The sequence below is a fragment of the Dyella psychrodurans genome (assembly GCF_003363265.1).
Classification (GTDB): domain Bacteria; phylum Pseudomonadota; class Gammaproteobacteria; order Xanthomonadales; family Rhodanobacteraceae; genus Dyella_B; species Dyella_B psychrodurans.
Genome location: NZ_QRBF01000004.1, coordinates 15,207 through 29,473 on the forward strand (window position 1 = coordinate 15,207; position 14,267 = coordinate 29,473).

11 protein-coding genes and 1 riboswitch are annotated in these 14,267 nt (G+C 63.4%); of the genes, 4 read left to right on the forward strand and 7 right to left on the reverse strand.

The window, feature by feature from the left end; all coding sequences use genetic code 11:
• Window positions 1-205 precede the first annotated feature (205 nt).
• On the forward strand, window positions 206-472 hold the full coding sequence (locus tag DWU99_RS11560; protein ID WP_325048473.1) for a GIY-YIG nuclease family protein: 267 nt from the start codon (window positions 206-208) through the stop codon (window positions 470-472).
• A 93-nt stretch (window positions 473-565) separates the two neighbouring features.
• Here DWU99_RS11560 and DWU99_RS11565 read toward each other — a convergent pair whose 3' ends face one another.
• Window positions 566-2,968: a ribonucleoside-diphosphate reductase subunit alpha gene (locus tag DWU99_RS11565; RefSeq protein ID WP_115478501.1), complete on the reverse strand. Its 2,403-nt coding sequence runs from the start codon at window positions 2,966-2,968 to the stop codon at window positions 566-568.
• Window positions 2,969-3,264: 296 nt separating this feature from the next.
• Window positions 3,265-3,476, reverse strand: a riboswitch (cobalamin riboswitch).
• A 158-nt stretch (window positions 3,477-3,634) separates the two neighbouring features.
• Window positions 3,635-3,928, reverse strand: a complete 294-nt coding sequence (locus tag DWU99_RS11570) for a hypothetical protein (RefSeq protein ID WP_115478221.1) — start codon at window positions 3,926-3,928, stop codon at window positions 3,635-3,637.
• 104 nt (window positions 3,929-4,032) lie between these two features.
• On the opposite strand from DWU99_RS11570, the gene DWU99_RS11575 reads away from it, so the two are divergent.
• Window positions 4,033-5,238, forward strand: coding sequence for a glycoside hydrolase family 27 protein (locus tag DWU99_RS11575; RefSeq protein ID WP_233511070.1), 1,206 nt, complete (start codon window positions 4,033-4,035; stop codon window positions 5,236-5,238).
• 33 nt (window positions 5,239-5,271) lie between these two features.
• Here the strand turns inward: DWU99_RS11575 and DWU99_RS11580 are convergent, their stop codons facing one another.
• The 5 genes from DWU99_RS11580 to DWU99_RS11600 form a co-directional block, all read right to left on the reverse strand.
• Window positions 5,272-6,132, reverse strand: a complete 861-nt coding sequence (locus DWU99_RS11580) for a type 1 glutamine amidotransferase domain-containing protein (protein WP_115478222.1) — start codon at window positions 6,130-6,132, stop codon at window positions 5,272-5,274.
• A 7-nt stretch (window positions 6,133-6,139) separates the two neighbouring features.
• Entirely contained in the window at window positions 6,140-6,529 is a 390-nt protein-coding gene (locus DWU99_RS11585; RefSeq protein WP_115478223.1) for a peptidase C13, read from the reverse strand.
• A 75-nt stretch (window positions 6,530-6,604) separates the two neighbouring features.
• Complete coding sequence (gene zapE, locus DWU99_RS11590) at window positions 6,605-7,723, reverse strand: cell division protein ZapE (RefSeq protein WP_115478224.1); 1,119 nt, start codon at window positions 7,721-7,723, stop codon at window positions 6,605-6,607.
• An 11-nt stretch (window positions 7,724-7,734) separates the two neighbouring features.
• On the reverse strand, window positions 7,735-8,421 hold the full coding sequence (locus DWU99_RS11595) for an alpha/beta hydrolase (protein WP_115478225.1): 687 nt from the start codon (window positions 8,419-8,421) through the stop codon (window positions 7,735-7,737).
• 109 nt (window positions 8,422-8,530) lie between these two features.
• Entirely contained in the window at window positions 8,531-9,052 is a 522-nt protein-coding gene (locus DWU99_RS11600) for a c-type cytochrome (protein ID WP_115478226.1), read from the reverse strand.
• 444 nt (window positions 9,053-9,496) lie between these two features.
• Between DWU99_RS11600 and DWU99_RS11605 the strand changes: the two genes are divergently transcribed.
• Together DWU99_RS11605 and DWU99_RS11610 are read left to right on the forward strand one after the other, a co-directional pair.
• Window positions 9,497-10,765: an efflux RND transporter periplasmic adaptor subunit gene (locus DWU99_RS11605; protein WP_115478227.1), complete on the forward strand. Its 1,269-nt coding sequence runs from the start codon at window positions 9,497-9,499 to the stop codon at window positions 10,763-10,765.
• Between the two features lie 130 nt (window positions 10,766-10,895).
• Window positions 10,896-14,135, forward strand: coding sequence for an efflux RND transporter permease subunit (locus DWU99_RS11610; RefSeq protein ID WP_115478228.1), 3,240 nt, complete (start codon window positions 10,896-10,898; stop codon window positions 14,133-14,135).
• Window positions 14,136-14,267: the final 132 nt, after the last annotated feature.

The following is a 14,267-nucleotide window of genomic DNA, read 5'->3' on the forward strand; positions in this document are numbered from 1 at the left end:
GGGGCGCAGCGTGAGTTCGAAGCCAGGGTCGAGGATGTTTTGGGATTTCGGGGCGTTCAATGTGATCTCCTCAATGAGTCGTGTAGGAAGTCACTGGGTCCCGGCTTTCGCCGGGGCGACGGACGTGAGGGTTGTTGGAGGATTTGCCGCAAGCCAGCTGCCGACGAAGATCGGCAGCATGAGATTGCGACAGCCCTGTGTTTATATGCTTGCCAGCAAACGGAACGGCGTTCTGTACGTTGGCGTAACGTCCGATTTGATTCGGCGAATTTGGCAGCATCGTTCCGGTTTTGTTTCCAGTTTTACCAGGCTTCATTGCGCGTACGGCCTTGTCTGGTATGAGCTGCACGGAACCATGGAGTCCGCGATAAGAAGGGAAAAGTTGCTGAAGAAATGGCATCGCAAATGGAAGTTGGAGCTTATCGAGCATAGCAATCCGTACTGGAACGACCTCTATCCAACCTTGCTTTAACTCCGTCGTCCCGGCGAAAGCCGGGACCCAGTGTCTTGAGCGCCTAAAAGTGCGAAGACGCTGGGCCCCGGCTTTCGCCGGGGCGACGAGCTGTTACTGGCAGGCTTCGCAGTATTCGGGATTTTCCAGCGAGCAGAAGACGGCGGCAGTCGCTTCTTCCTGCGCATCGGCGACCGGCTTGGCGGCGGCGGTTGCCGTCACGGTGGTCTTGGCGATCTTCGTCGCCGGGCGCGAGCGCAGGTAGTAGGTCGTCTTGATGCCCGATTTCCACGCGTACATGTACATGGAGCTGAGCTGTCCGATGTTCGGGTTTTCCATGAACAGGTTCAGCGACTGGCTCTGGTCGATGTATGCGCCGCGCGCGGCGGCAAGATCGATCAGCGCTTTCTGCGGCAGTTCCCACACGGTGCGATAGATCGAACGCAGGCGTTCGGGAATCGCCGCGATGTTCTGGATCGAACCTTCCGCCAGCTTGATCGCGTCGCGGATGTCCGATGTCCACAAGCCGAGCGTCTTGAGTTCTTCGACCAGATAGCGGTTCACCACCAGGAAGTCGCCCGAGAGCGTTTCGCGCTTGAACAGGTTGCTGACCTGCGGCTCGATGCACTCGTAGCAGCCGGCGATGGAGGCGATGGTGGCGGTGGGCGCGATCGCGATCAGCAGCGAGTTGCGCAGGCCCTTGGTCTTGATCGCCTCGCGCAATGCATCCCAGCGCGCGTGGTCGTGCGGGGTGGCGCTCTGCCAGTAATCGCATTGCAGCTCGCCGTTCGCGGCGCGGGTTTCGGAGAAGCCCGGATGCGCACCGTGCTGTTCGGCGAGCGCGTTCGATTGCGACAGCGCGTTGAAGTAGATCTCCTCGGCGATGCGCGTGGAGAGCTCCAGCGCTTCGGCCGAGTCGAACGGCAGGCGCAGCTTGAAAAACACATCCTGCAAGCCCATCACGCCCAGGCCCACCGGACGCCACTTGCGGTTGGCGACCGCGGCGGTGTCGATCGGATAGAAATTCAGGTCGATCACGCGATCGAGCTGGCGTACCGCCGTGCGCACCGTGGCGGCGAGCTTGGCGAAGTCGAACGCGCCATCGACGACATGGCGGGCGAGGTTGACCGAGCCCAGATTGCACACCGCCGTTTCGCCGGCGTTGGTGACTTCCAGAATCTCGGTGCACAGGTTCGAGAGGTGGATGACATTCTCGGCCTTGGCCGTCTGGTTGCTGGTGGCGTTGCTGCGGTCCTTGAAGGTCATCCAGCCGTTGCCGGTCTGCGCGAGCGTGCGCAGCATGCGCGCATAGAGCTCGCGCGCCTTCACCGTCTTGACCGCCAGGCCTTCGGCTTCGGCCTTGTGGTAGGCCTGTTCGAAGGCCTCGCCCCAGGTGTCCACGAAATGCGGCACGACCTTGGGATCGAACAGCGACCAGTTGCCGTCGTGCTCCACGCGGCGCATGAATTCGTCGGGAATCCAGTTGGCGAGATTGAGATTGTGCGTGCGGCGGGCTTCGTCGCCGGTGTTGTCGCGCAGTTCGAGGAATTCCTCGATGTCCGCGTGCCACGGCTCCAGGTACACGCAGGCCGCGCCTTTGCGCTTGCCGCCCTGGTTTACCGCGGCGACTGAGGCATCCAGCGTTTTCAGCCACGGCACCAGGCCGTTGGAATGGCCGTTGGTGCCCTTGATCAACGAGCCGCGCGAACGCACGCGCGAGTAGGCGAGACCGATGCCGCCCGCGAACTTGCTGAGCTTGGCCACATCGCCGTATTTCTCGTAGATCGACTCCAGCGAATCCAGCGGCGAATCGAGCAGGAAGCACGAGCTCAATTGCTCGTGCGCGGTGCCGGCGTTGAACAGCGTCGGCGAGCTGGCGATGTATTCCAGCGACGAAAGCAGGCGATACAACTCCAGCGTTTCGGCAATGTCGTTGCCGCCCAGCGAGCAGGCGATGCGCATGAAGAAATGCTGCGGCGTTTCGATCACTTTGCGCAGCTGCGGATGACGCAGCAGATAACGGTCGTACACCGTGCGCAGGCCGAAGTATTCGAAGCGGCGCGTGCCGTGCGGATCGACCGCATCGTTGAGCTTGCGCGCATTAGCCGCGACGAAATCGCGCAGGCGCGCATTGAGAATACCCAGCTCCGCGCCGCGCGCGACGGATTGCGAGAAGCTCTGGATTTCCTGGCCGCTCACTTCCTTTTCGATGAAAGCACCGAGCAGGCGCGCTGCAAGTTGGCCGTATTCGGGTTCTTCCGCGGTGAGCGCGGCGGCCGTGCGGATGGAAAGCTGGTCGAGCTCCTGCGTGGTCGCGCCGTCGTATAAGCCACCGATGGTCTTCAGCGCCACGCGCAGCGGATCGACCGCGTGCAGGCCTTCGGCGCTGCGTGTCACCGCGCGCACGATCTTGTTGACGTCGACGACTTCCTGGCCGCCATTGCGCTTGGTCACGCGCATCTGGCCCGGGTTGTGCGGAGGAGTAAGAGCGAAAGGTGCTTCGGCGGTAACGGACATCGTGGCGTGGTGGGCAGTGGCCGAGGTCGAGTCGGCGGAAAAAGCGGGCGTGTCCGCGCGAACGTCGGAGCGCTCGCGCGATTCGGTATCGATAGGTTGCATGTGGACGCTCCGGGCAGTGGAGCCTTCCCTTGGCCGGACCGCGATCCGGGTAAGCGGGAGAAGCTCCAGGACTCAACTACCTGCTCCCGCGCGCAGGGCTGACGTGGCGGATGCCGCGGAGGTCGTGCGACACGAGCGACTTCCGCGTCACACGAGGTGCCTCCCCGCGGAGGCCGTCACTCTCGGCACGACGCTCCGGTCGTGTCGTGTCGGCAGGTCTTCGGACTCGCGGACCTGGGCCTTGCGGCCCTCCTACTTGCCCAGCTTCCCGGCCCCAAAGGACCAGTGCATGGATGGGCGTTCGTTTCCACTTACCGCTGCGGGGCAGTCCCGGATTTACACCGGATTCCCTATTAAGCCAGCCTGGCACGAAGTCCGGGGATGGCACCGACAGACACAACATATCGGGGTCCGGGTGATCGGTCAACCCAATAGTTTGTGGATAAAGGGGTGGATAAGGCAGTGGATAAGCCGCGTGGAATCAGTCCGGGCGCGGGCTGGCGGGCTTTGTTGCGTGCACCGCAAACCGGTCGTGACCGGACGGACGCGTTTGCGACAGGGCGGTCAGGGAATGATCGCGACGATGACCGCCAGCCACATCAGCACCAGGCCGGTGGCGAACGTGCGCCGCGCCGGCACGATCCTTTCGCTGCCGTCCTCGGTGGGCGACGTGATGATCCAGATGGTGGAACCGAACGCCAGAAAGCCGAGGAAGGCCAGGCACACCACCACGATGTCGCTTGCGCGCCAAGGTACGGGTTCGTGGACGCCCCAGTAACCCAGGAATGCCATGCCCATCGCGGACATGGTGGCGGAAGCCGAACAAAGTCCTACCACCGAGCCTGTGGGTGCGCGCATGTCGCGGATTCCGATAGCGATGGACGATGTGCGCAAGCGTACTGCACGTACGCGAGATGGGACGTTATCCTCGCAATGGTTCCATCGGAAAGGTCGATTGCGCGATGAGTCAACGCAAGCTCCGGATGTATTCCCTGCTGGCCATGGTGTGTTCGCTGATATGGCCCTGGATGGCGACAGCCTCGTCGATCGACGAGGCATCGCTGGCGCGAACGCCGCCGATGGGCTGGAACAGTTGGAACCATTTCGGTGCCGACGTGACCGATGCAGACATCCGTCATGCGGCCGATGCGCTGGTCGCCAGCGGCATGGCGGCGGCGGGTTATCGCTACGTCATCATCGACGACGGATGGCAAGGCCAGCGCGATGCACAGGGCGCGATGCATCCGAATGCGAAGTTTCCCGACATGAAGGCGCTGGCCGATTACGTGCACGGCAAGGGCCTGAAGTTCGGCATCTATTCCTCGCCCGGCCCGCAAACCTGTGCCGGTTACGGCGGCAGTCTCGGCCACGAAGCGCAGGACGCACGCACCTACGCAAGCTGGGGCGTGGATTATCTGAAATACGACTTGTGCAGTTTTCGCCGCAGCATGGACGGCCAGTCGGATACCGCGCAAACCGCGATGATGAAAGCGGCCTATCGCCTGATGCGCCAATCGCTGGATGCCACGGGTCGTCCCATCGTCTTCGCGCTTTGCAACTACGGCTGGGGGCGCGTGTGGGAATGGGGTGCGGAAGTGGGCGGCAATCTGTGGCGCACGACCGACGATATACAGCCCAACTACGAAAGCATCCTGTTCAACGCCGGTGCGCAGCAAGGGCTGGAGCGCTTTGCCGGTCCCGGCCACTGGAACGATGCGGACATGTTGGAGATCGGCAACAAGGGCATGGACTCGCCCGACATGGAACGCACGCACATGACCCTGTGGGCGCTGCTCGCCGCGCCTCTGATCGCCGGCAACGATCTATCCAAGATGAGCGCCGATACGCGTGATGTACTCACCAATGCGGAAGTGCTGGCAGTCGATCAGGATGTGCGCGGCACGCCAGGTCGTCGCGTGATGCAGGAAGGCCCGATCCAGATCTGGGCGCGCACCCTGGCCGATGGCACGCAAGCGGTCGGCATCATCAACACACTCAATCATTCATTGACCGCCAAACTGGATCTGCATGCACTGGGCCTATCCAGCCCGGTGCCGGCGCGCGATCTTTGGCAACATCGCGATTTGGGCAGCCTCGATTCGAAGCACGTGTTCGATGTGCCTTCATTGGGCGTAGTGATGCTGAAACTCGGTGCGTCGAAACGCTAGCGGGAAATCAGTGCTGGCGAGTTGGATCGTGCATCACGCGCGCGACGAAAGCATCGTTGCGAATTCACGCGCGAAGCGATGCACATCGCCCGGCCAGCGTGCCGAAAGGTAGTTTCCATCGCGAATGACGAAGGCCTGCGTGTCGTCGTTATCGCTGTCGCGCACCAGGCCAGATGTCTTGCGACGATAGTGCGTGGCTTCTTTGGGTACATCGAGAAAATCGGTCGGGTCGGCCAATGCGCGCGACACTTCCTGCTGCACCGACATATAGCCGACGGGCTGGTCAGGTGCTTCGCGATAGGTGCGATAGTAATCCGGGTCCCAGAAGCGGGTGATGCGCGTCAGCGACCATGCGGATTTTTCCAGCGCCCAGGTGAGTCCGGTCGTGCGACGGCCGTAAAGCACCGAACGAGCATCGCTGCGCTTGCTGCGCGCGACGAGCAGCACGCCATGACAGATGGCTGCGACGGGCTTGTCGGCAGCGAAGAACTCCGCGACCAGATTCTTCAGCCGATCGCTTTCAAGATACTTGCGCATGCCGCGCGCGCAGTGGCCGCCCGGCAACAGCAGGCCGTCGAAATCGGCGGCCTGCACGGCATCCCAGCGCAGCGGTGCGCAAAACGCGGCATCCGTCACCAGCGCAGCATGATCGCGCCGCGCATCGTGATTCGCGCGCAACAGCAATCCGAACAAGGGAAGCTTGCGCAAGCCAGGTATCCATCCCCATGGATCGAGCCCTTCACCGCTGAGCATGATCGGATCGGCTGCTGCGATACCGCCATCCGGCGTGGCGAACATCACGTTGTGTCCGGCTTGCGTGAGCACGCGCCATGGCACGGCGACCTCGCTTGGGTCGTAGTCCCTATGGGGAAGCGGGATCAGCACCGTCGCCATACGCGACTTATTTGGCGCTCATGTCGATGACGATGGGGTAGTTCGCGGAACCGGGAAATTTCGGCGGCGCCGGAAATGTCCATGTCGAAAATTGCGCGGCCACGCATCGCGCGACCGGTATGGGAGCGCGTACTTCCACGTTGAGCGGGTGACCGTCCGGCGAGATGTCCGCCACCAGCGTAAACGGCGTTTTGTCCCCGGCGTTGCTGGCGATGCAGCCGCGATACGCGTCGGTCATCGCGTTGCCGGTCTTGTCCCAGAACTGCTTTTGATACCCGGGGCCACTGGCGGCGCCTTCGGCCATGTGCGCGCGGTGCTCGCGTTCGGTGAATGTGTCGGCGACCGCTGCGGCTTGCGGCGCGCCCGCCAGAAAGGCGAAAGCAAGGACGCTGAACATGGCGGCTCCGGGGCGGTATCGAAGCGCTCACGGTAGCAGCTTGCGCGCACCCCGGTAAGAAGCTTGCTTTGGCTCTCAGTCGGCCCGGTGCGGGAGCGCCAGATATTCCTCGCTCTGCATCTCGATCAGGCGCGATTCGGTACGGCCGAATTCGGCGCGCAGGCGTTCGCCATCATAAAGCTCGGTGATGGGTGCGGCTGCCGAGAGGATCAGCTTCACGTGACGGTCGTAGAACTCGTCCACCAGCTGCACGAAACGTTTTGCCGGATCTTCGCTGTAGATCGTGAATTGCGGCACGTTGGAGATGATGACGGCGGGACCGGTCCTGGCCAGGGCGATGTAATCGGCCACTGCGCGCGGACCGTCGCACAGCGCCGCGAAGTCGAACCACAGAATGTTGTCGGCGCGCTTGCGAACCGGAATGGGGCGATCGTTGACGATCAGTTCGCCGCCTTCGACGATCGAGCCTTGTGCCTGGCTCGAAAAGATCTGCGCCAGGGCGCGTTCGGCTTCCGCGCTGGGCGGCGTGTGATACACCGGCGCATGCGTGAGCGCGCGCAAGCGCCAGTCGTGCGCGGAGATCATTTCCACGACGTGGCAATGCGTTTCGATCGCGGCAATCGCCGGCAGAAAGCGTGCGCGCTGCAAACCGTCCTTGTAGAGATTCGACGGCGCGGTGTTCGATGTCGTCACCAGCGTGACGCCGCGCGCGAACAGCGATTCGAACAGATTGGCGAGGATCATCGCGTCGCCGATGTCGTTGACCAGGAATTCGTCCAGGCACAGCACGCGGCAGCGCGCGGCGATGCCCGCGGCGACTTCGACCAGCGGATCCTGCCGTTCGCCCAGTTCGCGCAAGCGTTCGTGCACTTCGCCCATGAAGCGGTGGAAATGTCGGCGCAGGGCCACGCCGTGCGGCAGGCTGGCGGCAAACAGATCCATCAGGAACGTTTTGCCGCGACCCACACTGCCCCACAGGTAAAGGCCGGGCACGGCGGCACGTTCTTCCGCGCCGAGCAGGGATTTCAGGCGGCCGAACAGGCTGCCGTTGTTTTCGTTGCCGGCGCACAGCGCCGCGTGCATGCGATCGAATTCCGGCAGCACGGCCAGCTGCGCCGGATCGGACGTCCAGCGATGCGCGGCGACGCCTTCCTGGTAACGCGCGCTGGGCGCGCCGGGTGAGATGTCAGGCATAAAACTGAGTTTCAGTCGCGGAGTGGCGGCAGCCAATCCTGGATGGCGTGTTTGACCGAGCCGCGCAGATCCATCAGGCGACGGTGGAAGAAGTGGCCGGTTTCCGGCATGCGGATCAGTTCGGGCGGCGGCTCGAGGCTGTCGATCCAGTCGAACACGGCTTGCGGCTCGACGACTTCATCTTCTTCGCCCATCACCACCAGCCAGGGGCAGGTGGGCAGCGCCAGCGTTTCGTGGGCCCAGCGTCCGATCGGCGGGGCGATGCTGATCAGCGCCTCGGCCTTCAACGCCACTGCATTGCGCAGCGTGACGTAACTGCCGAACGAGAATCCGGCCAGCCACAGCGCATCGTTCGGGCGCACGGTACGCACCCACTTGACCACGGCGGCGAGATCGTCGCTTTCGCCGATGCCGTTGTCATAGGCACCTTCGGATTCGCCGGCGCTGCGGAAATTGAAACGCACGGTGTCCAGTCCGGATTCGCGCAGGCTGCGCTCCAGCATGGTGACCACCTTGTTGCGCATGGTGCCCCCATCCTTGGAATTGGGATGGCAGATCACCGCGACGCCGCGCCGCGCGCAAGGGCGTTCGGCCGTGTCGCTGATGGCCTCGAGCGTGCCGACCGGGCCTTGCAGCGTGAATTCGGACAGTTCGTCCGGAAAACCGGACGGATCGGGGGAGGGGGCAGCGGATGTCATGCCGCTAATAATAGCTGGCCGGTCGCCCGCGCGTTTTCCGTTGGACATCCAGCGCGAAAACGGCAACGCCGCCCGAAGGCGGCGTTGCGAGCGTATCGATGGACCCGAATTACTTCGCCTGATCGACGATCCAGGTCACCGCGGCCTTCACCTGCGCATCGGTCAGCGACGGGTTGCCGCCCTTCGCCGGCATGAAATTGCCGTCGGGGCCGTGATAACCGTCGGTGGCGTGCTTGATCAGCGTATCCAGGCCTTCGGCAATGCGCGGACCCCACATCGCCTTGTTGCCCAGTACCGGAGCACCGGCCACGCCGGCAGTGTGGCAGGCATGGCACAGGTTGTCGTAGATGGTCTTGCCGTCGGTGGTGCCGCCATAGGCGACTTGCGCGGCGGCGGCCTTGGCCGCGGCGGCTTGCGCGGCCTCCATCGCGGCGCGGCCGGTATTGCCGGCATAAACGGAACCGTTCGGAGCGAGGCTGGCGGCGAGCTGCTTGGCGGCGTTCGGATCGACTTCCTTCGGCTCGTGCTCGTAGATCGTCCAGGCGGTGAAGATAAGCACCAGGGTCAGTACGCCAAGGCCGGCGATAAGCAACGAAAACTGATGCAGGAAACTCCGGTCAGACTTGCTCATGGAACCGCTCACGCAATACTCCAGTCATCGAATGATTAATCTGGAACGCCGCCACGGCCGCCGTGGCGCCCCTCGCCGCCCCCTGGCGACCATGTACCGAGGATTTTCGGCGACGCCGAACCTGCCACGGACAGTAATTGCCCGAGTATAGACGAAGCCAACCGCAACTTTGAAAGCCTGGATTCAAGGGCCGCGACGCCGAGCACATGCCCCGATTGTGTAAAGAATGGTCAAGAACAATGCACCTTGCCGTTGCAGGCGCGCAGTCACGTTAGGCTAGTAAGCTTTGGCAAGATGGACCCTGCCATCGGTCATAAGGCACCCATGTCAACTGGCATTGTCCAACGTTGACGAGCAGCCCCTATGCTTGTTTCCGAGGCCTAGGGCAGGTGCGCTCGCACCGATGGGGTCGGACGGCCTAGACGTTTAATCCAGGAGTTTCACATGTCGCGTTTTTGGAAGATCGCGCTGATCGTGATCGCCGTGCTCGTGGTGGGCGGGGTTGGATTCCGCCTGCTGCACAAACCAGAGGAAGGGGCAGGTGCGGCGCATCGTCGCGGGGGCGGTCAATCGACGGCTCAGGCCGCCGGCAACGGTCAGGACAAGGACAATGCGCCGGTGCCGGTGACGGTCGAGCCCACCGTCAAGCAGAGCGTGCCGGTTTATCTCACCGCGCTCGGTACGGTCACGGCGTTGAACAACGTCACCGTCAATCCCGAGATCGGCGGCCAGTTGTGGACCATCAACTTCAAGGAAGGCCAGGCCGTGCACAAGGGCGACGTGATCGCCCAGATCGACCCGCGCACCTATCAGGCTGCCTATGATCAGGCCGTGGCGAAGCAGAAGCAGGACGAAGCCTCGCTCGCTACCGCGATCAGCACGCTGGATCGCAACCAGACGCTGGTGGCCAACGGCTATGTCGCCGCCCTGAACATGGACACCTACCGCAACAACGTCGCACAGCTGAAAGCGACGGTGATTGCCGACGAAGCGGCCGCACGCTCGGCCAAGGTGCAGTTGGATTTCACCAAGATCGTTTCGCCGATCGACGGCGTGGCCGGCATCCGCAACGTGGATCCGGGCAACGTGGTGACCACCACCAGCTCGATCGTCACGCTGACGCAGATCCAACCCATCTACGTGATCTTCAGTCTTCCCGAGCAGAATCTGGAGGCCGTGCGCGATGCCTTCCAGAACGGCGCGAACAAGCTCCAGGTGATTGCGCTGGATCGCAGCGACGCGCATCCGCTCGACACCACCGGTTTCCTGCAGGTGGTCGACAACCAGATCGATACGTCCACCGGTACCTTCAAGCTGCGCGCGCAGTTCAACAATCCGGACAGCAAGCTGTGGCAGGGCCAGTTCGTCAACGTGCAGCTGCGCGTGAAGACGGTGGCCGGCGGCCTGGTGATTCCCGCACAGGCGGTGCAGCGCGGTCCGGATGGCGATTTCGTCTACAAGCTGCAGTCGGATCAGACCGTGGCCATGCAGCCGGTGACGGTGGCGGGCGAGGTGGGCGACAGCCATGTCATGGTGGGCAACGGGCTCACCGAGGGCGATCAGGTCGTCACCGAAGGCCAGTTCCGCCTGAAGCCGGGCAGCAAGGTGCAGGCGCTCAAGCCTGGCGAAGTTCCGCAGGCGCCGACCGCATCGGATACGGACAAGAAGAAAGGGAAGAAGGGCAGTGGTAAAGGCAGTTCGTCCGCTTCCTGATCGGTGCAGGACGACTGCAGCGCGTCCGACAGGGTCGGGCGCGCTGCAAAACGCCGGTTACATCGCTTTGCCACATTGTTTTCACGGACGGTCACACGCGACCGCAACCAACTGACGGTTCCGACGACCCATGGGATTCTCATCGCTCTTTATTCGCCGGCCGATCGCCACAGCACTGCTGATGGTGGCCGTGCTGCTGCTAGGTGTACTCGGTTATCGCGAACTGCCGGTATCGGCACTGCCCGAGATTGAAGCGCCGAGCCTGGTCGTCACCACGCAGTATCCGGGCGCCAGCGCGTCGACCATGGCATCGCTGGTCACCACGCCGCTGGAGCGCAATCTCGGCCAGATCTCCGGCCTGGACATGATGACGTCCGACTCGTCGGCGGGCCTGTCGACGATCGTGCTGCAGTTCAACATGGATCGCGATATCGACATCGCGGCGCAGGATGTGCAGGCCGCCATCAACCAGGCGCGCGGCACGCTGCCGAGCACGCTGCCGTATCCGCCGGTCTACAACCGCGTGAATCCGGCCGACGCGCCGATCATGACGCTGATGCTCACGTCCGACAGCCGTCAGCTGCGCGATGTGAACGACCGCGCCGACTCGATCCTCGCGCAGAAACTCTCGCAGGTGCAGGGCGTGGGCCTGGTGTCCATCGCCGGCAACGTACGCCCGGCCGTGCGCATCCAGGTGAATCCTGCGCAGCTGGCCAATCTCGGCCTGACGATGGAAGACGTGCGCAATGCGCTGACCGAAGCCAACGTCAATGCGCCCAAGGGCACGCTCAACGGCGCCACGCAGTCGTACACGATTTCCACCAACGATCAGTTGGCGACTGCCGCCGAATACAAGAACACCATCATCTCCTACAGCAGCACCAACAACGCGCCGGTGCGCCTGGCGGATGTCGCGAAGGTGGTGGACGGTGTCGAGAACGATCAGCTCGCCGCCTGGGCGAACGGCAAGCCGGCAGTGTTGCTGGATATCCGCCGCCAGCCGGGCGCGAACATCGTGCAGACGGTGGCGCAGATCCGCCAGATCCTGCCGCAGCTGCGCAGCGTGCTGCCGGCCGACGTGCATCTGGAGGTCTTCGCCGATCGCACCATCACGATTCGCGCATCGGTGGAAGATGTGCAGTTCACGCTGCTCTTGACCATCGCGCTGGTGGTGGCGGTGATCTTCGTGTTCCTGCGCCGCCTGTGGGCCACGATCATTCCCTCGGTGGCGGTGCCGCTGTCGCTGCTCGGCACCTTCGGCGTGATGTCGTTCGCCAACATGTCGCTGGACAACCTCTCGCTGATGGCGCTGACCGTCGCCACCGGCTTCGTGGTGGACGATGCGATCGTGATGATCGAAAACATCGTGCGCTACATCGAGCAGGGCAAGAGCGGACCGGAAGCGGCCGAGATCGGCGCGAAGGAAATCGGCTTCACCGTGCTGTCGTTGACCGTGTCGCTGATCGCGGTGTTCCTGCCGCTGTTGCTGATGCCCGGCGTCACCGGCCGCCTGTTCCATGAATTCGCATGGGTGCTCGCCACTGCCGTCGTCATTTCGATGCTGGTCTCGCTGACGCTCACGCCGATGATGTGCGCGTACCTGCTGAGCCCGGACAAGCTGCCGGAAGGCGACGACGCGCACGAACGCCACGCTGCCGCCGGCAAGCGCACGGTGTGGGCGCGCACGGTCGGGGTTTACGAAAGCTCGCTGGACTGGGTGCTCGATCATCAGCGTCTGATGATCGTGGTGGCCTTCGCCGCGATCGCGGTGACGATCTTCCTTTACATCGTCATTCCCAAAGGCCTGCTGCCGGAGCAGGACACCGGCCTGATCACCGGCGTGGTGCAGGCCGACCAGAACGTCGCGTTCCCGCAGATGGAACAGCGCACCAAGGCCGTCGCCGACGCGCTGCGGAACGATCCCAACGTGGCCGGCGTGGCGGCGTTCATCGGCGCAGGTACGATCAACCCGACCCTCAACCAGGGCCAGCTCAGCATCGTGCTGAAGGATCGCAGCAAGCGCGGCAGCCTCGATGACGTGGTGGCGAGTCTGCAGAACGACGCGGCCGATATTCCGGGCGTCGCGCTGTATCTGAAGCCGGTGCAGGACGTGACGCTGGATACGCGCGTGGCGGCCACCGAGTACCAGTACTCGATGTCCGACGTGAATGCGCAGGAGCTTGCCAACTACGCCACGCAGATGACGCAGGCATTGGGCCAGCGCCCCGAACTTGCGGACGTCGGCAACAATCTCGCCGATCAGGGTACCGCGCTCAAGCTCACCATCGACCGCGACAAGGCCAGCACGCTGGGCGTGCCGGTGCAGACCATCGACGACACGCTGTACGACTCGTTCGGCCAGCGCCAGATCTCCACCATCTTCACGCAGCTGAACCAGTATCGCGTGGTGCTGGAAGTCGAGCCGCAGTTCCGTTCGAGCACTTCCCTGCTCAACCAGCTGACGGTGAAGAGCAACGGCAGCGGCGCGCTGACGGGCAGCAATGCGACCACGTTCGGTCAGGCGGCATCGAGCAACTCCTCGACCGCCACCGGCATCGCCGTGGCCAACACCGGCATCATCCTCGGTACCGGCGGCACCATTCCGCTGGCGTCGCTGGTCAACGCCGAGGTGACCACCGCGCCGCTCGTCATCAGCCATCAACAGCAGCTGCCGGCGGTGACCATCTCGTTCAACCTGGCGCCGGGCTATTCGCTGTCCGAAGCCGTGGATGCGATCCATCAGGTGGAGAACAAGCTCAACATGCCGCCGCAGGTACGCGGCCAGTTCATCGGCAAGGCGGCGGAATTCTCCTCCTCGCTGAGCAACGAAGCCTTGTTGCTGCTCGCCTCGATCATCGTGATCTACATCGTGCTGGGCGTGCTGTATGAAAGCTACATTCATCCGATCACGATCATCTCCACGCTGCCGCCCGCGGGCGTCGGTGCATTGCTGGCGCTGATCCTGTGCAACATGAGTCTGTCGGTGGACGGCATCGTGGGCATCGTGCTGCTGATCGGTATCGTGAAGAAGAACGCGATCATGATGATCGACTTCGCGATCGAGGCGCAGCGCACCGGCATGAACCCGCGCGAGGCGATTCATCGTGCCTGCCTGCTGCGCTTCCGGCCGATCATGATGACCACCGCAGCGGCGATGCTCGGTGCCTTGCCGCTGGCGCTGGGCAACGGTATCGGCGCCGAATTGCGGCGTCCGCTCGGTGTGTCGATCGTCGGCGGCCTGCTGCTGTCGCAGCTGGTGACCCTGTACACCACGCCCGTGATCTATCTCTACATGGAGCGTTTTTCGGATTGGCTGCGCGAGCACAGGGAACGCCGCGCGCTACGCCAGGCCGCGCGCGGCGCAACCTGAGTGACGCGCTTTTCGCATTGGCCTCCACGATGCGAAGTGGATCGCCTGCTCTCGCCAAGATCTATCTCTTCCCCCCGGATCGAGTCCGGGGCAGGCTCTACGTGCAGCAGGGGAGGGATGGGGCGGGGTGAA